Source organism: Verrucomicrobiota bacterium JB022, assembly GCA_030673845.1.
Classification (GTDB): Bacteria; Verrucomicrobiota; Verrucomicrobiia; order Opitutales; family Oceanipulchritudinaceae; genus WOUP01.
This window is the reverse complement of record JAUTCQ010000009.1, coordinates 206348-227325: the sequence shown is the minus strand read 5'-3', so window position 1 is coordinate 227325 and position 20978 is coordinate 206348. Positions and strand designations below refer to the sequence as shown.

Annotated in this window: 17 protein-coding genes; 11 read left to right on the top strand and 6 right to left on the bottom strand. The window is 62.8% G+C overall.

Translation table 11 applies throughout. From position 1 onward, the window contains the following. Window positions 1-97: 97 nt before the first annotated feature. Complete coding sequence (locus Q7P63_06360) at window positions 98-511, top strand: Rrf2 family transcriptional regulator (protein MDP0499708.1); 414 nt, start codon at window positions 98-100, stop codon at window positions 509-511. 22 nt (window positions 512-533) lie between these two features. Here the strand turns inward: Q7P63_06360 and Q7P63_06355 are convergent, their stop codons facing one another. Beyond that, window positions 534-2360, bottom strand: a complete 1827-nt coding sequence (locus Q7P63_06355) for an SLC13 family permease (GenBank protein MDP0499707.1) — start codon at window positions 2358-2360, stop codon at window positions 534-536. Window positions 2361-2477: 117 nt separating this feature from the next. Further along, window positions 2478-3395, bottom strand: a complete 918-nt coding sequence (locus tag Q7P63_06350) for a glutamate--tRNA ligase family protein (GenBank protein ID MDP0499706.1) — start codon at window positions 3393-3395, stop codon at window positions 2478-2480. A 77-nt stretch (window positions 3396-3472) separates the two neighbouring features. Between Q7P63_06350 and Q7P63_06345 the strand changes: the two genes are divergently transcribed. The 6 genes from Q7P63_06345 (at window position 3473) to gap (ending at window position 13553) form a co-directional block, all read left to right on the top strand. Continuing rightward, entirely contained in the window at window positions 3473-3808 is a 336-nt protein-coding gene (locus tag Q7P63_06345; GenBank protein ID MDP0499705.1) for a glutaredoxin, read from the top strand. Window positions 3809-3981: 173 nt separating this feature from the next. Continuing rightward, a complete protein-coding gene (gltB, locus tag Q7P63_06340) occupies window positions 3982-8583 on the top strand; it encodes a glutamate synthase large subunit (protein MDP0499704.1) in 4602 nt (1533 codons plus the stop codon). Between the two features lie 126 nt (window positions 8584-8709). Beyond that, complete coding sequence (locus Q7P63_06335; GenBank protein MDP0499703.1) at window positions 8710-10584, top strand: assimilatory sulfite reductase (NADPH) flavoprotein subunit; 1875 nt, start codon at window positions 8710-8712, stop codon at window positions 10582-10584. A 97-nt stretch (window positions 10585-10681) separates the two neighbouring features. Next, window positions 10682-11353 (top strand): DUF1573 domain-containing protein, encoded by a 672-nt coding sequence (locus Q7P63_06330; GenBank protein MDP0499702.1) that lies wholly within the window; start codon window positions 10682-10684, stop codon window positions 11351-11353. A gap of 31 nt (window positions 11354-11384) precedes the next feature. Next, window positions 11385-12425 carry a GlxA family transcriptional regulator gene (locus tag Q7P63_06325; protein MDP0499701.1) on the top strand — a complete coding sequence of 347 codons (1041 nt, stop codon included), beginning with the start codon at window positions 11385-11387 and terminating at the stop codon, window positions 12423-12425. Between the two features lie 120 nt (window positions 12426-12545). Then, window positions 12546-13553, top strand: a complete 1008-nt coding sequence (gene gap, locus Q7P63_06320; protein MDP0499700.1) for a type I glyceraldehyde-3-phosphate dehydrogenase — start codon at window positions 12546-12548, stop codon at window positions 13551-13553. Between the two features lie 64 nt (window positions 13554-13617). Here gap and Q7P63_06315 read toward each other — a convergent pair whose 3' ends face one another. The 3 genes from Q7P63_06315 to Q7P63_06305 form a co-directional block, all read right to left on the bottom strand. Next, on the bottom strand, window positions 13618-16107 hold the full coding sequence (locus Q7P63_06315; GenBank protein ID MDP0499699.1) for a DEAD/DEAH box helicase: 2490 nt from the start codon (window positions 16105-16107) through the stop codon (window positions 13618-13620). A gap of 61 nt (window positions 16108-16168) precedes the next feature. Then, a complete protein-coding gene (locus Q7P63_06310; GenBank protein MDP0499698.1) occupies window positions 16169-16678 on the bottom strand; it encodes a hypothetical protein in 510 nt (169 codons plus the stop codon). A gap of 9 nt (window positions 16679-16687) precedes the next feature. Further along, entirely contained in the window at window positions 16688-17032 is a 345-nt protein-coding gene (locus Q7P63_06305) for a hypothetical protein (protein ID MDP0499697.1), read from the bottom strand. A 161-nt stretch (window positions 17033-17193) separates the two neighbouring features. Between Q7P63_06305 and Q7P63_06300 the strand changes: the two genes are divergently transcribed. The 3 genes from Q7P63_06300 to Q7P63_06290 all read left to right on the top strand — a co-directional run bounded on the left by Q7P63_06300 (window position 17194) and on the right by Q7P63_06290 (window position 19961). Next, a complete protein-coding gene (locus tag Q7P63_06300) occupies window positions 17194-18099 on the top strand; it encodes a cation diffusion facilitator family transporter (GenBank protein ID MDP0499696.1) in 906 nt (301 codons plus the stop codon). 91 nt (window positions 18100-18190) lie between these two features. Beyond that, window positions 18191-18583, top strand: coding sequence for a hypothetical protein (locus Q7P63_06295; GenBank protein ID MDP0499695.1), 393 nt, complete (start codon window positions 18191-18193; stop codon window positions 18581-18583). Between the two features lie 166 nt (window positions 18584-18749). After that, entirely contained in the window at window positions 18750-19961 is a 1212-nt protein-coding gene (locus tag Q7P63_06290; protein MDP0499694.1) for a TolC family protein, read from the top strand. A gap of 72 nt (window positions 19962-20033) precedes the next feature. On the opposite strand, the gene Q7P63_06285 is transcribed toward Q7P63_06290, so the two are convergent. After that, entirely contained in the window at window positions 20034-20231 is a 198-nt protein-coding gene (locus Q7P63_06285; protein MDP0499693.1) for a hypothetical protein, read from the bottom strand. Between Q7P63_06285 and Q7P63_06280 the strand changes: the two genes are divergently transcribed. After that, the gene (locus Q7P63_06280; GenBank protein ID MDP0499692.1) at window positions 20226-20975 is read left to right on the top strand and encodes an efflux RND transporter periplasmic adaptor subunit; all 750 of its coding nucleotides are present in this window, start codon (window positions 20226-20228) and stop codon (window positions 20973-20975) included. The two genes, Q7P63_06285 and Q7P63_06280, sit on opposite strands and share 6 nt — an antisense overlap. Window positions 20976-20978 lie beyond the last annotated feature (3 nt).

Here is a 20978-nt window from a genome sequence, read left to right as displayed (position 1 = left end):
GCACATCCCCGTAGGCAGGCAATGCAAAGCTGCGGGGCGACTATCTGTTGTTTTTTGGGTTTGCGGCCCAAGATAAAGTTCTGGTAGCCCTTCTGGTATGAAACTCTCGCTCAAAGTCGGTTACGCCTGCCAAGTCCTCGCCCAGCTCGGGCAAGCTTTCGGGCAAGCGGAGTTGCCGCACATCGAAGACCTGGCGCAAGCGGAGCACATCCCGCAAAACTACCTCGTCCAGATCCTGAACGAGCTGCGCAACGCCGGCCTGATTGTGAGCAAGCGCGGCAAGCAGGGCGGCTATGCCCTCGCACGCGCGCCTCGCGAAATTTCGCTCTACGACATCGTCTGCGCGGTCGAAGGAGAGTTGCTCGGCTTTTCCACCAGCAGCGAAGGCGCCAGCGCCGCCAATGTCCACCGCATCTGGGCCGAAGTCGTCAAAGAGCTGGAGCAGCAGACGCGGGCCTACTCGGTCGAAGACATGATGCGCTCTGCCAACGAAGAGATGTATTACATCTAGGTCGGCCAGGCTTCTTCGCCCCTCAGCGCGGCTGGAACGGCCACAGCATTGGGATCAGGATGACGGAGGCGATGAAGTAGACGAAGTTGAGCGGCAAGCCCACCTTCAGGAAGTCCGCAAACTTGTAGCCGCCCACGCCGTAGACGTAAGTATTCGTCTGGTAGCCGATGGGGGTGGCAAAGCTGGCCGAGCTGCCCACGCAGATCGCGATGATAAAGGGCCGTGGATCGAGCCCCAGAATGTGGGCGAGGCTCAACGCAATGGGTGCCATCAAGACGACCGTTGCGTTGTTGGAAAGCACCTCCGTCAACACGCTGGTGCAGAAATAAAGCACCGCCAGCGCGATGAAAGGCTGCCACGCCGGGTCGGGCCCAAAAGAGATTACCTGCACCATCAAGTCGGCCAGCAGCTTGCTCGCGCCCGTGCTCTCCATCGCGGCCCCCAGGCCCAGCATGCCGTAGATCAGCGCCAGGATGCTCCACTCGATGGCGGCATACCCATCCTTGGGCTGCAGGCAGCCGGTAAGGAACACCACCGCTACGGCCACGATCGAGGCCACCGCAATCGGCATCAAGCCCAGCGTGACGCTCGCGATGACCGCAAAGAGCGAGAGGCTGACGATCCAGGCATTGCGCTTCTGGTTGGCGGTGGCATGGGTCGGAGGGCGGTCGAGCAACAGGAGGTCGTCGCTGTTGCGCAAGGCTTCGCGCGCCTGATCGGTCCCCATCAGCAAAAGGGTGTCGCCGCGCTCCAGTTGCACGGTTTCCAACTGGTCGCGCAGGTTCATGCCCCGGCGGTGCAGGGCCAGCACCACCATGCGGAAGCGCTGGCGGAAATTGATCTCGCGGATCGTATGGCCCGCCAGAGACGAGCGGGGGCCGATCACGCCCTCCACAATCGCACCCGAGTGGGCCGAGATCGTCTCCAGACCCTCATCGCCTTCGCTGAAGTTCAAGCCTTCGACGGTAGTGGCGTGGGCCACCCCTTGCGGGCGGGCGGCGATCACCAGACGGTCGCCTGCGAGCAGGGGCACGTCCTTGGTGTCTCCGCGCACGGCGATGCCGTTGCGCACGATTTCGACCACGCGCATCTGGCGCGCCTTGATCAGGCCGCTCTCGCGCACCGTCTGCCCGATGAAGCGCGAGCCCGGGCGCACATAAGCCTCGGTCAGGAACTCCTTGCGCTCCTCCTCCGAAAGCATCGCGGTCAACGTCTCGCGGTGAGGGATCAGCCGGTGCCCGAAGACCACGAGGAAAGTCGTACAGATCACCAGCAAGGGCACGCCGATCCGCGTCAGCTCAAACATGCCCAGCGGCTCTTCGCCGGCGGCGGTGATCACGCCGCTGGCCAGCAAGTTGGTGCTGGTACCCACCAGCGTGCACACGCCCCCGAAGATCGAGGCGTAGGAAAGCGGGATCAGGAGCTTCGAGGCCGGCGTCTTGATCTTGCGCGCAAAGCCCAGCACCACGGGCATGAAGATCACCACCACCGGCGTGTTGTTGATGAACGCCGAAATCGTCGCCACCATCAGGATCATTGCCACGAGCGCGCCCCGGTAGCCCAGCTTCGCCATCCCATCGGTCCAGCCCGCCAGCTTGTCGATCACCCCAGCCTTTTCAAGCGCTGCGCTCAAGATAAACATGGCTCCGATCGTGACTGGCGCCGGGTTGGAGAAGACGGCCAGCAGATCCCCCACTGAAGGCAGGGCGTGGGCGAAGGGCAGTTGCCCGACCAGCAGGAGCACCGCAAACACCATCAGCGCGGTGACGTCGGTCGGTATCTTTTCCCAGATGAAGCTGCCCAGGGAGGCGAGGAGCAGAAAGATGACGAAAGCGATTTCCCAGGTCATGAAGACAGCGAGACTTTGGGGACCATGATGCAGATCACGGGGAGCATGAAAACGGAATTCGAGGGGAAAAGTCGCCTATCTTGAGTATCTTAGGTCGGTAACGCAATGAAATCCGCATCAAGAGACGAAAAAGCCGGGCGGTAATTCCCGCCAAAGCCGTTCTGCGCGCCAGCCCGCCTCCGCCAAAGCGCGGATGCTCAGGCTCGCATGGCGTTTGGCCAATCGCACGCCCTCCGCATCGCGCACCAGTGGAGTATGAAACCACGCCGGCGCCTCCCAGCCCAGCGCGCGGTAGAGCAGCAGCTGTTTGGCCGTGGCCAGTAACAGATCCTCGCCCCGCACCACTTCGGTAATCTCCATCGCGTGGTCGTCGGCCACCACCGCGAGATCGTAGGCGGCAAAGCCATCGCGCCGCCATACGATGAAATCCCCAAAATCCACCCCCGCGGTAAAAACACTTTGCCCCAGGCGCCCATCCTCAAATCCCACCCCCTCGCCGTCTGGCACTCGAAAGCGCCAATTCTCCTCACCCGGATGGGTCCTGTTTTGTCCCGTTCCAGGGGGAGGACGCAGCGAGGGCGGGAAAATCGGCTCCGGCGCATCCCCCTCGTTGGGGGCGCTCGCGGCCTGTTGCGCCGCCTGCACTTCCCGGCGCGAATGAGGGGAAGGGTAGATATGGCCGCCATCCTTCAAACGCCGCCAGATCTCGCGATGCCAGTCACCCCGCTCGCTCTGGATGTAGGAAGCATGCGGCCCGCCCATATCGGGCCCCTCCTGCCAGTCCAGCCCATACCAGCGCAAGTCTTCCACGGCGGCGGCCGCAAACTCGGGGCGGCAGCGCGCTTGGTCGAGATCCTCCAGCCGGTAGAGCAGGGTGCCCCCCGCCGCCTGCGCCCGCTGCCAGGCAGTGCCGAAAGTCCGGGCGTGCCCCAGATGCAGGAAACCCGTGGGGGTAGGGGCGATCCGCCCCCGGTAGCCAGCAGCGGAGGATTTGCCAGAAAGGCCGGTTTGTGCTTTAATTGCGGGTAAATTCACGTAATATAAGAAATATCTCAGTGCGCTCATGGGCGCAGTCTTGACATAGCGGTAGAACCTTAGAGGGTGAACGCATCATGGAAATCGTCGCATACTTGAAACCTACCTGCGGGTGGAGCAACGGCGTCCGCGCTATTTTTCGCAAGTACCAACTGGAGTACACGGATAAAGACATCATCAACGATCCGCGCAACTACGAGGAAATGGTCCGCCTCTCCGGCCAGCCCCTTTCTCCCTGCGTGGTGATCGACGGCGTGATGCTGGCCGACATCTCGGGCGAAGAAGTTGAGCAATACATGCTCGCCAACGAGCTGGTGAAGCAGAACGACGTGCAGCCGGACGTGCCGACCAACGCGGCCTGCTCCGACGAAGAGCACGCTCGCCAGCGTTCGCAGGCGATCCGCTTCTTCTAGCGGCATCGCATCGTTCTTGACTCGTCCGCACCTCGGGTGCGTTCCTCCTCCCATTTGTCCAGCCCTGGCGGGGCTTCCTCGCCGGGGCATCTGTGTCCGGGTAATGGTTTTTACCCGATGGTAACATTCTGACCTTGCCTTTGCAGGTCTTGTTCCTACAACCCTCCTTCCTTATGTCCGCGCCTAATCACTGCACGACCGTTAACCACCGCGCGCTGCGGCCCGCAGCGCAGGGGCTCTACGATCCCGCGCAGGAACACGATGCCTGCGGGGTGGGCTTTATCGCAAATCTTCATGGCAAAGCCAGCTATGAGATCATCGACGGGGCCATCACCGGTCTGTGCAACCTCGCCCACCGTGGGGCCATCGACGCCGACGCCGTAACGGGCGACGGAGCCGGTATCCTCACCCAGCTTCCATACGAGATCTTCTTTGATCATCTCGCCGAACAAGGCATCAAGGCGCCGAAGAAAGAAGATCTGGGTGCCGGCATGTTCTTCCTGCCCCGCGGCAGCAAGAAGGTGATCAACCGTTGCAAGGAGATCATCGAGGCGGCGATCAACCGGGAAGGGATCAAGTTCCTTTGCTGGCGGGAAGTGCCCATCGACAACAGCTCCCTCGGACGCAAGGCCGAGACGACCCGCCCGGAGATTCTCCAGGTGCTCGTCGAACGCGCCAAAGGCCAAAAGGCCGACGAGTTCGAGCGCAGCCTCCTGCTCGCGCAGAAGTATTGCACCCGCCTGGCCGGTGAAGAGAAGATTACCGACTTTTACGTCGTCAGCTTCTCGCACCTCAGCATCACCTACAAGGGCCTCTTCAACGCCCCGCAGGTCCGCAAGTTCTTCCTCGACCTGAAGAGCCCGAAGTTTGTTTCGACCTTCGCCATCTTCCACCAGCGCTTTGCCACCAATACCTTCCCCGACTGGGCGAAGGCGCAGCCCTTCCGCATGCTCGCGCACAATGGTGAAATCAACACCATCCGCGGCAATCGGAACAACATGCGCGCCCGCGAGTACTCCAACGCCCGCGGCGTATGGGGTGATCGCTTCCCCGACCTCGTCCCGATGGTCCAGGAAGACATGTCGGACAGCGCCAGCTTCGACAACTGCCTCCAGTTGATGACGGTAGGTGGCCGCCCGGCCATCGAAAGCGCCGCTATCATGATGCCCTGCGCCTGGGAGGAAAATCCCGAGCTGCCCAAGAAGGTCCGCAACTTTTACAAGTACCACGCCGTCATGATGGAGCCGTGGGACGGCCCCGCCGCGATCGTCTTCTCCGACGGCCGCTACGTGGGCGCCACCCTCGACCGCAACGGCCTGCGCCCCGCGCGCTACAAGGTCTTTGAAGACGGCACCGTCATTCTCGCCTCCGAAGTCGGCCTCATCCCCAAGTGGGACACCCCCGTGGTGCAATCCGGCCGCCTTGGGCCGGGCCGCATGATCGCGCTCGACCTGCAGGAACACGTCATCCTCGAAGACGACGAGATCAAGGCACGCCTCGGCGACAGCTTCGATTACACCAGCTGGTGCGAGAACAACGTGCGCAACCTGCACGAAGTCGCCGAAAAAACGGCCGACTACGAGACCAGCAGCGTCGACGATGAGGCCATTACCGCCCTGCGCGTCGCCCACGGCTACGACCTCGATGAGGAAAACATCCTCATCAAGCCCATCATGGAGCACGGCAAGGAGCCCATCGGCGCGATGGGCGAAGACTCGCCGCTCGCCGTGATGAGCCGCCGCCCGAAGCTGGTCTACCAATACTTCAAGCAGCTCTTCGCCCAGGTGACGAACCCCGCGATCGACTCGCTGCGGGAACGCACCGTCATGTCGCTGAAGATGCACCTCGGCGGTCGCATGGGCCTCTTCGAGACCCGCGTCAAGGATCACCACTTCCTCGCGCTCGAATCCCCCGTCTTGCTCGACCACGAGTTCCGCGAAATCGGGAAGACCGACTTCCTCAAGGGCAAGGTGCTGACGGTCGACGCCACTTTCCCCGTCACCGAAGGCCCGCAAGGCCTCGAGCCGGCGCTGGAAAAGCTGCGGGCCGAAGTGCGCCAGGCGCTCGAAAAGAAGCCTTACCGCATCATCGTCATTTCTGACCGCAAGGTCAGCAAGGACGTGGCCGGTATCCCCATGCTGCTCGCCGTCGGCGCCGTCCATAGCGAGCTCGTGCAAATGGGCCGCCGGATCGATTGCGACATCGTGGCCGAAACGGGCGACGTGCGCGACGTCCACCAAGTCGCCACCGTGCTCGGTTACGGCGCCAATGCCGTCTACCCCTACCTCGTCTACGACATCATCCGCAAGCTCCTGCGCGAGGCGAAGGAAGACGAAGGCATCTCCAAGGTCAACGCGGAGAAGGCCCTGCACAACTACCGCCACGCCATCGACGCCGGCCTGCTCAAGATCATGTCCAAGATGGGCATCAGCACCCTGTTCAGCTACCAGGGGGCCAAGATCTTCGAGGCGATCGGCCTCAGCTCGGAGGTAATCGACGCCAACTTCACAGGCACGCCCAGCCCCATCGAAGGCATTGGCTACGAGCAACTCGCCCTCGAAGTGCTGCGCCGCCACCAGAATGCGTTCCCGATGGACCGCCCGGCGGAGCTTTGGAACGAAGGCTGGCTCTGGCCCGTCAAGAAGGGCCCCGGCGAATACCACGCCTGGAGCAGCAAGGTCATCTCCGGCATGAACAACATGATCCGGAAGAACGGGGAATACGCGAGCTACCTCACTTGGCAGGAAGCTTCCGACAACCACCCCCCGGTCACGATCAAGGACCTCCTGCGCTTCAAGTATCCCGCTGCCAAGGCCAAGAAGTCCGTGCCGCTCGACGAAGTCGAATCCGTTGAAGACATCCGCCGCCGCTTTACCACGGCCGCCATGTCGCTCGGTGCGCTTTCGCCCGAAATGCACGAGACGCTCGCCATTGCCATGAACCGGATCGGCGGCAAGTCGAACTCCGGCGAAGGCGGTGAAGACCCCGTGCGCTTCCACCCCTACGAAAACGGCGACAGCGCCAACAGCGCGATCAAGCAGGTCGCCTCCGGCCGCTTCGGCGTCTCGGCGGAATACCTCGCCAACGCGAAGGAAATCGAGATCAAGGTCGCTCAAGGCGCGAAGCCGGGCGAAGGTGGCCAGCTCATGGGCTGGAAGGTCAGCCCGCTGATCGCCCGCCTCCGCTTCTCCGTGCCCGGCGTGACGCTGATCTCGCCCCCGCCGCACCACGACATTTACTCGATCGAAGACCTCGCGCAGCTGATCTTCGACCTCAAGGAGGTCAACCCGCGTGCCAAGGTCTGCGTCAAGCTCGTCGCCAGCTCCGGCGTCGGCACGATCGCTGCCGGGGTGGCCAAGGCCTATGCCGACGTCATCCTCATCTCCGGCCACGACGGCGGCACCGGCGCTTCGCCGATCTCGTCGATCAAGCACGCCGGTTCGGCCTGGGAAATCGGCCTCGCCGAAGCCCACCAGGTCCTCATGCTCAACGACCTGCGGAGCCGCGTGACCCTGCGGACCGACGGCGGCATGAAGACCGGCCGCGACATCGTGACGGCAGCCCTCCTCGGCGCGGAAGAATACAACTTCGGCACTGCGGCGCTCATCGCCGGTGGTTGCGCCATGTTCCGTGTTTGCCACCTGAACACCTGCCCGGTCGGCGTCGCCACCCAACGCGACGACCTCCGCGCCAAGTTCCGCGGCAAGCCCGAATACATCGTCAACTACTTCAACGCGGTCTCGCAAGACGTGCGCATGATCATGAGCAAGCTCGGCTTCCGCACGATGGACGAGATGATCGGCCGCACCGACATGCTCGAGCAGATCAATGACCCGCGCAACCCGAAGTCCGACTTCCTCGACTTCTCGCGCCTGCTCTACGCCGTCGACCCGACCTGGGAACAACCGCGCATCCACACCCGCGCCCGCAACGAACGCATCGGCAATCAGGGCACCCTGGACGATTCGATCCTGCAAGACGCGAAGGAAACGGTGACGCATCGCAAGCCCAGCTTCTCGCAGAAGTACAAGGTCGTGAACGTCGACCGCAACGTCGGCACCAAGATCTCCGGCGAAGTGGCCTACCTGCACGGCAACCACGGTCTCGAGCCCGGCACGATCAACCTCGAACTGCGCGGCAGCGCCGGTCAAAGCCTCGGCTGCTTCCTCGTCCAAGGTATCCGCATCAAGCTCATTGGCGACACCAACGACTATGTCGGCAAGGGCATGAACGGCGGCGAGATTATCCTCCGCCCGAAGGACGACGTAAAGTATGCTTGGCACGAAAACACCATCGCGGGCAACACCTGCCTCTATGGTGCCACCGGCGGCTACCTCTTCGCAGCCGGCCAGGTCGGTATGCGCTTCGCGGTCCGTAACTCCGGTGCCACTGCGGTGGTCGAAGGGGTGGGGGACCACGCCTGCGAATACATGACCCGCGGCACGATCGTCGTCCTTGGCGAGACGGGCCGTAACTTCGGCGCCGGTATGAGCGGTGGCGTGGCTTTTGTCTACGATCCCGACAACAAGCTGCAGCCCAACCTCAACCCGGACATGGTTTCCCTCGAGCGCCTCGACGACAACACCGAGATCGTCGCCCTGCGCAAGCTCATCGAACTGCACCGCAAGCTTACCGGCAGCCCCCGTGCCGCCGAGATCCTGGCCAACTGGGAGAAGTCGCTCGGCTACTTCCAGCGCGTCACCCCGCAAACCGCGCCCGACGTGGCCCGCGCCGTGTTCGCGTTCGACAGCCAGCTGCAGTCCATCCAGGTCTGATCGGGCCTGCGACGTGGGGGCCGGTCTACCCCGGCTCCCGCCTTCCCACACCTCATAGAAACGCTTCCTAAAACTTCTCGCCATCCGGGCCGTCTTCTGGCGTCCTGAAGCCGCATCCCTCGCGCAATGCCGCAGAATATCCAGATTCCCGATAACGCACCTTTCGGCCATGAACAGAAGGTGGCGCTGAATGCGCTGCTGCCCACGCTGCAACCGGCCCAGTCCATGTGGCTGGGAGGTTACTTCGCCGCCCTGGGCCAAGCCATGATGGGCGGTGGTGCGAAAACGGCTGCCGCCCCGGCCGCCGCTGCCGCTCCCGCTGCCCCCACCGTGCCGCTGCTCGTGCTCTTCGGCTCCGAAAGCGGCAACGCCGAAACCTGTGCCCAGGAAGCCGAAAAGGCTGCCAAGGCCGCCGGTTTCAAGACCACCCTGGCCGATATGGCCGACTACGATGCCGCCCAGTTGCCCGAAGCGCAGCATGTGCTCATCGTCGTCTCCACCTGGGGTGAAGGTGAGCCGCCGCAGAGCGCCACACCATTTTATGAGCTGATGATGGGCGACCAAGCCCCGAAGCTCGAAAAGGTGAAGTTCTCCGTCTGCGGCCTCGGCGATACCGGCTATGCCGACTTCTGCCAATGCGCAAAGGACTTCGACAAACGACTGGCCGACTTGGGCGCCGAGCGCCTCTACGACCGCCAGGATTGCGACGTCGAATTCGAAGCGCCCTTCCGCGAGTGGCTCAACAACGCCCTCGAGAAGATGGTGGAAGTCAGTGGCGTGAAGGAGAAGGCCGCTGCCGCCGCTCCTGCTCCCGCCGCCGCCCCCAGCATCGAGCTGCCCGGCGACTTCAGCCTCCCCGGCCTCGAAGCCGACGAAGGCTACTCGAAGAAGAACCCCTTCCCGGCCAAGGTGAAGGCGAATTACGTGCTCAATGGCGAAGGCTCTTCCAAGGAAGTGCTTCACATCGAGCTCGACCTCGCCGGCTCCGGCCTCAGCTACGAAGCAGGTGACGCCCTCGGCATCATCCCGGTGAATTGCCCGGAAGTGGCCGACGACATGCTCCGCCTCGCTGGTTTCCGCGGCGATGAGCTGAAGGAAGTCAACGGCGAGCTGCTCTCGCTGACCGAGCTGCTGATGCGCGACTACGACGTCACCTCGCTCAGCCGCAGCCTCATCCGCAAGTACCTGCCCTTTGCCAAGAACAAGGCGCTGGAAAACCTGCTGGAAGACGACCAAAAGGAAAAGCTGGGCGAATGGCTCTGGGGCCGCGAAATCCGCGACCTCTTTGCCGAATACCCGCCGGCCGACAACCTGACGGTCGACCAGCTGCTCAACCTCTTGCGCACGCAGCCCCCGCGACTCTATTCCATCGCTTCGAGCATCAAGAAGCACCCGGAAGAAGTGCACCTCACGGTCGGCGCGGTCCGCTACGACGCGTTTGGCCGCGGTCGCAAGGGCGTGTGCTCCACCTTCCTCGCCGATCGCGTGCAGCCGGGCGACACCGTCCCCGTCTACATGCACCACAACAAGAACTTCAAGCTGCCGACCGATCCCGACACCCCCATCATCATGGTCGGGCCGGGCACCGGTATCGCTCCCTTCCGCTCCTTTGTGGAAGAGCGCGAAGCCACCGGCGCGCGTGGCCGCAACTGGCTGTTCTTCGGCGACCAACGCTTCCTCTACGACTTCTACTATCAGACGGAGTGGCAGGACTACCTCAAGTCCGGCGTATTGACCAAGATGGACGTCGCCTTCTCGCGCGACACCGAAAAGAAGGTCTACGTGCAACACCGCATGAAGGAAAAGGGCAAGGAGCTGTATGCCTGGCTCGAAGAAGGGGCCTACTTCTACGTCTGCGGCGACGCCAGCCGCATGGCCAAGGACGTCAACCAAGCCCTCGTCGAAGTCTACATGGAGCACGGCGGCCTGAATGAAGAAGACGCCATCGCCCACGTGAAGAAGCTGCAGAAGGAGAAGCGCTACCAGCGAGACGTCTATTAGGATTTTTCCTCCCCGCCCGTCCGGCTCCCCCGGACGGGCTTTTTTGTGTCTGTCGGGCGGCTTGACGTTGGTTGGAAGCTGAGGCAATCTGCCCTCCATGCAGCACTGGAAATCGGCGATTCTTTTGGGCTGGGCTACCCTGGCCGGCTCTTTGCACGCGGAGCTCAGCTTCGAGTCCGATAATATCGAAATTGAAGCGACGACCGACATGACGGAGTCCGTCGGGGTCTTCAAGTTCACCAACACGGGCGACAAGCCGGTGGCGATTACCAACGTGCGCACCTCCTGCGGCTGCACGGCTGCCGCGCCCGAAAAGGACGTCTACGCCCCTGGTGAAAGCGGCGAGATCAAGGCCGTGTTCCAGTTCGGCGAGCGCCAGGGCCGCCAGCAAAAGCACATTGCGGTTACGACCGACGAAGGGCAGTACAGCCTCAACCTCGTGACCGTCATCCCGGGCCGCTACGAGATGGAGCCGCGCCTGCTGGCATGGATCGACGATGGCCGCGCCACCAAGAGCGCGACCGTTACCTTCCTCGCCGGTCAACCGGTAGAGCTGCTCGATTTCAACGCTCCCGAAGGCTATGAAGTGCAGGTTGAAACGCTGAAGGAAGGCGAGCAATACCGCATCGACGTGACCCCGACCGCCGAAAAGCTGCCCACGTCGCAAGTGCTGCGCTTCGCCGGTAAGAATGAGGAAGGCAAAAAGGAAAACCTCACGCTCTTCCTCCGTCACATCGACCGCCAGCTGCGCACCAGCTCGACGAACTAGAGCCGCCGCCTTTGGTTGCATTGGGCATGGGATGCTGCTCTCGGGCGGTACGACTGGGCTCCATTTGAACGGTATCAAACATATTGCGCTGCTGGTCGCTCCTGGCGTGACGCTTCTCGACGTCGCGGGGCCAGCAGATGTTTTTTCTAAAGCGGCAGATTGCCTTGCTTCCGCTGGTGAAAGCTCTGGATACCGCGTTTGTTGCATTGCTGCCGACCGATCGCAAAAGGTCGTGCGCAGCTCGAGCGGTATCCCGGTTAATTGCGATTACACGTTCGATACAATTGATTTTGTTCCCGATACGATTCTGGTGACCGGCCGCGGAGAAGAGCCCCGGTACCCAGATGCGGCCATTGATTGGTTGAAATCCCAGTTTCACGCCTGCAGGCGGATGGGCTCGATCTGTGCGGGGGCTTTCGTCCTGGCGGAATGCGGTTTTTTGAGCGGCAGACGCGTGACGACGCACTGGGCAAAGTGCGAGGAGTTGGCCCGCTTGTATCCCGATACCCGGGTGGAAAAAGATCCGATCTTTCTTCGGGATGAAAAGGTCTACACCTCGGCCGGAGTTTCCGCTGGTATCGACCTCTCTCTGGCGATGGTGGAAGAGGACTACGGCCGGGAAGTGGCGCTGCAGGTGGCTAGGCTGTTGGTGTTGTTCATGAAGCGTCCCGGCAATCAATCCCAGTTCAGCGTTTCCCTGGCTCACCAACATGTAGACTATCTCCCGGTGCGGCAGTTGCTGGACTGGTTGGCCGACCACTACGATCAGGCTTTGACGATCGAGAGTCTGGCCGAACGCGCGCGAATGAGCCCTCGAAATTTTGCTCGCGTCTTTGCGAAGGAGACAGGGGACACCCCGGCAAAGTTCCTCGAAAAACTGCGCGTTGAAAAAGCTCGGCAGCGTTTGGAGGAAAGCCGCCTGTCTCTGGATAGGGTGGCGATGGAGTGTGGCCTTACGAGTGCGGATACAATGCGAAAGATGTTTTTGAGACACCTCGGGGTCACGCCTTCTCAGTATCGCGAGCGGTTTACCTCGTGCTGGGGCTCGGAGCAGGCAATGGAGCTCGTGTAGCTTCTAATCGGTCTTTCTGGCAGGATTTTCCGGTTTGTTGTCATTTTCGCCAAAGCGCGCTGCTGATATCATCTCCCTCCGGTGCTGGCGTTGGTCCAGCTCCGAAAACCGGACGAAAAGATGATTAAAGTAGCTATCAATGGATTCGGCAGAATCGGGAGACTGGCTTGCCGTGCTCTTCACGAAGATCCCGCCTTTGAAGTCGTTGCCATCAACGATTTGGGCTCTCCCGCTGCGCTGGCCTATCTACTGGAATACGATACGGCCCAAGGCAAATGGAGCAAGGCGGTGTCGGCTGCCGAGGGCTTGATCGCGGTGGGAGGGCAAACCATCCGCGTCTATGCGGAAAAGGACCCCTCAAAGCTGCCCTGGAAGGCGCTCGACATAGATCTCGTGCTCGAGTGCACCGGGTTCTTTACCACCTTGCCCGAAGCCTCGCTTCATTTGTCGGCGGGAGCCAGGCGGGTGATCGTCTCCGCCCCGGCGGGCAAGGAGATGAAAACGATCGTCTACGACGTGAACCATGAGACTCTCGATTCTCAAGATCAGGTCATCAGTTGCGCCTCCTGCACGACCAACTGTCTTGCGCCGATGGCGAAGGTGCTGCATCGCGAGTTTGGGATCGTGACCGGTCAGATGTCCACCATCCATGCTTATACGAACTCGCAGCCGCTGCTGGATACGGCGCGGGCCACGGAGAATCTGCGCGGGCTAAGAGCGGCGGCGACCAATGTGGTGCCCTACACGACCGGTGCCGCCAAAGCGATCGGCCTGGTGATCCCGGAGCTGGCTGGCAAGCTCGACGGCTCTTCCCAACGGGTGCCGGTGGATTCGGGCTCTTTGGTGGAGCTCTACACCGTGCTGGAAAAGGAGGTGGACGTCGAACGGATCAATGCCGCAATGCGATCGGCCGCGAGTGAATCGTTCGGCTACAATGATGCGCCCCTCGTGTCCAGCGACGTTATTGGGATGCGGTTCGGCTCGCTCTTCGACGCCACGCAAACGAAAATTACTCAGGCCTCCGGCGTGCAGCTGCTCAAGACGGTTGCTTGGTATGATAACGAGATGTCTTTCGTCTCGCAGATGCTGCGCGCGGGCAAGTATCTGATGTCTTGCACCCGCGAATAATGAGCGCTCGCTTTTGATTCGACCGCTCCGCGCGGAGGTCGCGACTGGCCCTGCGCGGGGCGCTTTAATCAAAGCGCAGGAAGCTCTTGTGGCGCTTGCGCTGCACGCTGGTCAGTGGCGGGAGGTCTTCCGGATGGAAGCCGCCTTCGGGCATACTGCTGACCAGCCAGCCGGCGTGCGCCCGCAGCTCCAGCCAGCGCTCCCATTCCAGCTCGGGGGCGTGGGCGATGTGGTTGAGCAGGCTGCGCCACTCCAGGCGCGCGCGTTCGATGTCGCCGCTCAGCAGCTCGTCGCTCATCAGCTTTTGCTTCGCGCCGGGCTGGGCATCCAGGCGGCGGAGGGTTTCAGCCGCGCCGTCTCCATATTCCGGCGGCACGCCCTTGCGCAGATAACCGTGGTAGGTCGCGTTGCGGTAGGTGCTGCGACATACGCCGCCCAGTCGCCCCGAATATTCCTCGTGGATCTGGAAGCGGTGACCGGCCCGCAGGTTGGCCACGTCGAAGATCAGTTCTTCGATGGGGTAGGTGGCATCTTCCAGTGCGGCGGCGATGGCTAGGCCTTCCCCGTGGTTGAAGAAGCTGAAAAGCACACCTCGGCGGGTAGGGCGAGCGTCGCGGTCGATCAGGCCCAGCTGAAACCACGCATCCGCCGGGGTGGGGCCGGCAATGGGAGAACCCCGGTCGGTCTCGCCGGAGATGCGCAAATCGGCCACCAGCTCGGTCGTGCGCTCTGGTGGGGCCAGCAGGTAGCGCCCGGCACCGTCGCGGTAAGCGTAGGCAAACGCTTCCCGGTAGTCCAGCCGCGCGACCAGCGTATCACCGCGCGTTTCAATTTCCAGCGCGCGGCCTCCCATGGTCCACATCGGCAGCTGCGGCAACACTTCGCGCTCAAGTTGTTCCAGCGTCCAATGCTCACGGCTGATGCGGGGGCCCTGCTTGCGCGGCTGTGGCAGGCTCTGCTTCAGCTGCTTCCACAGCCAGTGGGTCAAGACCAGTTCGCCCTCGTTTGCGCCGCGCCCCAGGCGGGCCAGCGGTAGCTCCCGACCGTAAAATGTTTTTCCGTTCTGGCGCATGCGGCAGAGGTTGCCAACCGGGATCTGCTCCAGCGTCGCGGGCACACTCAGGGCGGGTTTCCACTTCCCCTGGTGGAAGAATACCACGTCTTTGAGGTGCCCTTTTTGCGGTGCCCGCTGCCGCTCCCATTCGCCGTCGGGCGTCTGGATCTCGACGATCTGCTGCCGGTGGACCCGCGTGGGCGGCTGCTCCTCGTCGGGGTGAGTGCGTGCGCCGTTTTTGGCAAATTCACGCAGCCCCAGCGGCACGCGCTCGGCGCTGAAGAGGCGGCTGGCGACGCTATGGGCGGCCAGCACGGGGTTTTCCTCTGCGACGTCGGCCAAGTGCATGACCGAGAGGAAGCTGGGCCAGTCGACCGTGTTGTGGCGCTTCAAGTGCAGCGGACGGCCCTCGTTCAGGCGCGGCCCGCCGGGCACCACCAGCGCAAAGCCCCTCTTGTCGATCCCGCGTCGCCCGGCTCGGCCAAACATCTGCAACAGCTCGTCGGGGCGGACTTGGTGGGTGCGGTCGCCCGCGCGGTATTCGCGGTCGGTCACGAGCACGCTGCGCATGGAAAAGTTGATCCCCGCCGAGAGGCCCATCGTAGCGACGACCACCCTTAGCTGCCCGGCCTTGGCCAGCGGTTCGACCAGGCCTGCGCGTTGGCGGTAGCTGAGGCCGCTGTGGTGGTAGGCCACACGCGCCTTGAGCAGCCGGGCCAATTCGTCGCCCGCCAACTGCTGTTGCTCGGGCGTGAGGATCAGCGGGTCTTCCTCCGGCAGTTGACGCGCAATGTCGATCGCGAGCCGCTCGGCCGCCTTGCGACGAGGGGCAAAGGCGAGCAGCGGGGCCATGCCGGCTTTCAACACGCGTGCGACCGCTCGGGGCCAGAGACCGCGCACGCGGGCAGGGATGCCCTTCTCCGGCAAGGCCTCGATGTGGATCTCATCCAGCGGCACCGGGCGCTCCAGGTGCTGGATCAGGTCGACCTCGCGGCCCAACCGGCGCAGCCACGCCACCACGCTTTCCGGGTTGCCGACCGAGCCGCTGAGCAGCAGCAGTTGCGTGTCTTCCGGTGCCAGCGCGATGGCCAGTTCGTAATTCGTACCCCGGCTCATGTCGCCCAGCATCTGGTATTCGTCGATCACCAGCAGCGCGGGGCCTTCGCCCGCCAGGAGGCGGCTCTTTTGCGCTTCCAGCGTCGCGACCACCACGGGGGCGTTGAGGTTTTCGGCGAGGTCACCCGTGGCAATGCCCACGTTCCAGCCCTTGGCGCGCCATTCGATCAGCTTGTCGTTGGCCAAGGCGCGGGTAGGCACGGTGTAGATGGCCTGCCCGCGCAAGCTGTTCTCCAGCCACTGCTCGAAAATGTAGGTCTTGCCCGCACCGGTAGGAGCATCGACGACCACGTCCTTACCTGCCTGCAAGGCGCGAATCGCGTCCTGCTGCCACAAGTCGGGCACCTTCAAATGGACTTCCAGGTCGCTGGATAGCTCAGACATCGGAACGCTCAGAGTTTCCACCCATTCCCGGCCCGGCGCAACCGCAATCCCGCGCTTTCTGTTACGGGGCGGGGTCGCTGAACTCTGCGCAATCTTCGGACGGCACGTGCACGCCAGCTGCCTGTTGATAGACGAGCTTTGCACCCAGATGGCCGAGATAGGCCATGCACACCGCCCCGCCAATCGTCAGCAGCAAGCCCACGGTCCGCGCCCCAAGGCGCAGGCGACCACGGAGGAAGACCCGCACAAGGTCAAACGCGGCCGCGGCAGAAAAGATGGCGCCGCAAATGTAGGACCATAACAGGTGCTCCTTCAACACCCCGGGGTCGCAGATGCGCCTCACCTCGATTGTATAGGCGAGGCGGCCCGTGTAGTAGGCAATCCAGAAGCCGACCAGCCCTGCCCAGAGCAGTAGCGAATAACTGAACCTCAGACCGCTCCCGGCTCGCGTTCGGGATAGCAGGGGCAGGGCTAAAGCAAGCAGCCCCGCTCCAGTGAGCAGGGCTACAGGAAAGTGAACGGAGAGGGGGTGCCATAGCTCCGTCCGCCACATGGAGGGCAATTCCGCCATGAAGCTGCGCTAGTTGGCGGCGAGGATCGTCACCTTGATGGGTTCGAGGCGTTGGCCGACCTTCTCGACCTCCACTTCGACACGCTGGCCTTGCTGCAGAGCCTGGAACTGGACCACCTGGTTGTTGCGCATCAGCTGCGTCCGCTCGGTAAAGTAGAGCTCGATCGTCTTGCCGTCAGCGGTTTCAACGTAGATTTCCTGCTCTTCCGGGTCTACCTCCTTGGCCACACCCGTATAGGTGCCGGAGGGCACGACGTCGGTATCAGAGAGCTCGACGCTGCCGCCCGCGTTGTCGCCGCAAGCTGCGAGGAAGAAACCGCCAAAGAATAAGGTAATGAGCGTAAGGATTTTCATGGAGAGATCGTAATTTTAGGTGAGATAGCGGCACCTGTCGTGAGTGCCTTCAGTCCTAAGAGTAGGAGCCAAACGGTGATACTTCAAATGTGCGGATCAAGTCTTGCCATGGGTGATGAGTGGCATCTTTGTAATCTACCCCAGTTTCTCCCGAGGAGACCATGACCGCGCCCACCTCTGATTTCGACCACCGCAACCTGCTGAAAGTCGGCGGCATCGTGCTGGCGATGAACATCTTGCTGATGTGCGTCAAGATCGCTGTCGGCATCTGGGGCAACTCCTACGCGCTGATTGCCGACGGCATCGAATCGGCCAGCGACATCTTTGTCTCGCTGCTCACCTGGGGCGGCTTTTTTCTCTCGCTGCGCCCGCCGGATGCCAAGCACCCGTTTGGCCATGGCAAGATCGAGTCGGTCATGGGCGTACTCTCCGGGGTGGCCCTGCTTGGCGCTGCGGTGGCGATCGCGGCCTTCTCGATCCGCGAGATTCGCACCCCGCACCATGCGCCGGAGTGGTTTACGCTGCCGGTGCTGCTCATGGTCGTCGTCGTGAAAGAGCTGATGGCCAACCGCATCATGAAGCTGACCACGGGCGAAATGGAGAGCCGGGCGTTGGAGGGCGATGCCTGGCACCACCGCTCCGACGCGCTCACCTCGGGCGCGGCGGCCATCGGCATCGCAGTGGCGCTCATCGGCGGCGAAGGGTGGGCGATGGCGGACGATTGGGCTGCCCTTTTTGCCTGCCTGATCATCGCCGCAAACGGCTTCCGGATCGTGAAGCTCTCGATGCACGATGTCCTCGACGGTCGGGTCGATAACGAGCTGGTCGCCGCGCTGCGCCGAACGGCGGAAGCCGACGCGCAAGTGCAGCAGGTGGAAAAGTGCCGCGTGCGCAAAAGCGGAGTCGGCTATTTTGTGGAGCTGCACCTGCAGGTGGATGCAGAGATGACGGTGCAGGCGGGCCATGAGCTGGGCCATCAGGTGAAGGCGCGGCTGCAAAAGGAATTCCCGCGCCTGATTGATGTCGTCGTGCACCTGGAGCCCCACCACGCAGCAGCCGTCCAATAGCGGCTTTCCATCTGAAGTTGACACACGCTTGGTCGATTTTAATCATCGGCACGTGATGCAGCAGTGGCTAACAGTGGGGCTCCTGGCCTTCATGTTACTGTGGAATGCCGTTTTCGGCACCCTCGGTGATGCCATTCTGTGCCTGCATCCGGGCTTCGCCGCCCATTTCGAGCTGAAGGAGCAGGAGTGCCATGGCGAGTGCCCCGCCGAACCGGAAGCGCATGCCGCCGAGTTCCAGCTTGCGGACGATCATTGCCCGCCGTGTGTCGACATCCGCGTACGGGGGCAGTCGCTGGAGTCGCAGCTTTCGCCGCGCATGGCGGTGCCGCTGCCCGATGCGAGTGCGCTGGTCGTCGACTGGTTGCCGGAGTTGAATCTGCCCGCCGTCCGCCTCCTTGAGACTTCGAGCGGCCCGCGTGCGCCTCCGTCGGAGGCACCGCCGCAAAGTGTCGTCATCGTGCGAACGCACGTGTTAAGAGTCTGATCGATCCTGAAAGTCGTTGTCGGCCCTTCGCTTCCGCGTGAAGCCAAGGCCATTCGAAGAACGCCCGGTGCGTTCTTGTTACAACCATCTTTCAGGATTTTTCATGTCCAGATACTTTCGTTCCAAACTGTTTTATGTTTTGATCCCCGTCGCGCTAACGGGGCATTTGATAGCGCAATCTTCCGGGTCTTCGTTTGAAGCCCCCGTCACCTTGCAGCAGGCGCTCGACCTCGCAGTCGAAAACGATCCTGCTCTCAAACGGCTCGAAGTGCTTGACGAAGCTGCGGCTGGTCAGGTCGAACAAGCTTCGCTGCGGCCCAACCCCACCATCGGCGCCGAGGTCGAGAACTTTCTCGGCACGGGCGGCGGGCTGAGTGGAGTCGATGGGCTTGAGATCACGCTCGGCGTCTCCCAAGTCCTCGAAATGGGCGGCAAACGCCAGCGCCGCACGGCTTTGGCCGAGCACGAACGTGCCTTGCTCGGTTGGGATGCCGAGCAACGCCTGACGATGCTGCAGGGGCAGGTAAGGCAGGCCTTCGTGGAAGTCTTGCTGGCACAGCGGGCGGTTGAGCTTCGCCGCGAACAACTCGCCCTTGCGACCGAGAGCCGCGACGAAACCTCCCGCCTGGTCGAGGCTGCCCGCGCCCCGGAGGTCGACCGCGCCCGGGCTCAACTCGCCGTGCGGCAGCAGCAATTTGCCCTGCAGCAGGCCGAGCGCGAGGCTGTGACCACTCGGGAAGCTTTGAGCGCCCTCTGGGGGCTGGTTCCCGCGTCCGATTTCACCTTGGCAGGCGAGATTGCGGTGGAAAATCCGCCCGACTTGATCGGCCTGGTCGGTCAGCTCGCGGATACGCCCGCGCTGGCGCGTTTCAGGGCTGAGGCCTCTACCCGCCAAGCCGCGCTGGAGCTGGAAGAAGCGCGCGCTACGCCCGACATCGAACTGACCGCCGGCGCACGCTACTTCAACGAAAACAGCGGCGATGCGGCCTTCCTCGTCGGCGTGCAAGTCCCCTGGCCGCTCTTCGACCGGAATCAGGGCAACATCCGCACCGCCCGGGCTCAACTGCGCGCCGTCGAACACGAGCAAGAGACCGTGCGCCGCGAGCTGCTCCAGGCGCTCGCAGCCGCCCACCGCTCCCTCGTCAATGCCTACGAAGAAGTGCAGGCGCTCGAAAACGAGCTGCGCCCTGCCGCCGAGCAGGCACTGGCCGACACCCAGAGCGGCTACGAGCGTGGCCAGTTCACCATCCTGTCCGTGCTCGACAGCCGGCAGGCGCTCTTCGAAGTGCGCGAGGCCCAGCTAGACGCGCTCCGCCGCTACGCCCAGGCGCTTGCCCAAGTGGAGGCGCTGACCCGCCCAGTCAATCCGATCCGTTAAGCCGTGACCTTAGCACATACATTCATGAACCGCATTTTCCCTGTGAACCACCTTTCCACTCACCGTCGCCTTTCAACGCTCCTTCTTGCCTTGGCCACGCTTGGCCCTGTCACCAGTTGGGCTCAGCACGATGATCACGACCATGAACATGCAGACGAGCATGATGAGCATGGGCACGACGAGCACGAAGAAGGCGTGGTGCAGATCGATGCGGCCACGCTCCGCGAATTCGGTGTCGAGATTGGTCCCGTCGGTCCCGGTACGTTGCACGAAGAAGTGGTGCTGCCCGGCGAAATCGCCTTTAACCGCGAACAAATCGCCTACGCGACGCCGCGCTATGCCGGAGTCGTGCAAGACATCCGCGTGCGCCTGGCCGACCAAGTGAGCAAGGGCCAGGTCCTCGCGACCCTGGAAAGCACCGAGACGCTGCGCCCCTTTGAGGTAAAGGCGCCCTTTGACGGGACCATCGTCGCCTACGACATCACCCCGGGGCAGACGGTGGAGGCGGGCGTGCCGCTCTTTACCATTGCCGACCTTTCGACGGTCTGGGCCGATCTCCGTATCTACCAACGTAACATGGGCGAGATTCACGAAGGGCAGAGCGTGCTCATCCAGAGCGGGCACGACCGTGAACCCTATCGAGGCACCATCGCCTACATCGCCCCGACGATCGATGCGCATACCCGCACCGGCCTCGCCCGCGCGGTAGTCGAGAATCCCGACCGTAATTGGCGCCCGGGGCTCTTCATCAAGGGCGCCGTCTCCATCGACGAGCACCGCGCGGAGGTGCTGATCCCACGCACCGCCGTCCTCACGATGGAAGGTGCCACGGTCGTCTTTGTGCAGACCGACGAGGGCTTCGAGCCGCGCCCGGTCGTGCTGGGCCACGGCGACGCGGAATCGTTCGAGGTCGTGCGCGGGCTCGAGCCAGGCGACGTCATCGCGCTGCGCAACGCCATCTCGCTCAAGGCCGAGTTGGGCAAGGGCTCTTTCGGCGGTCACCACCACCACTAAGCG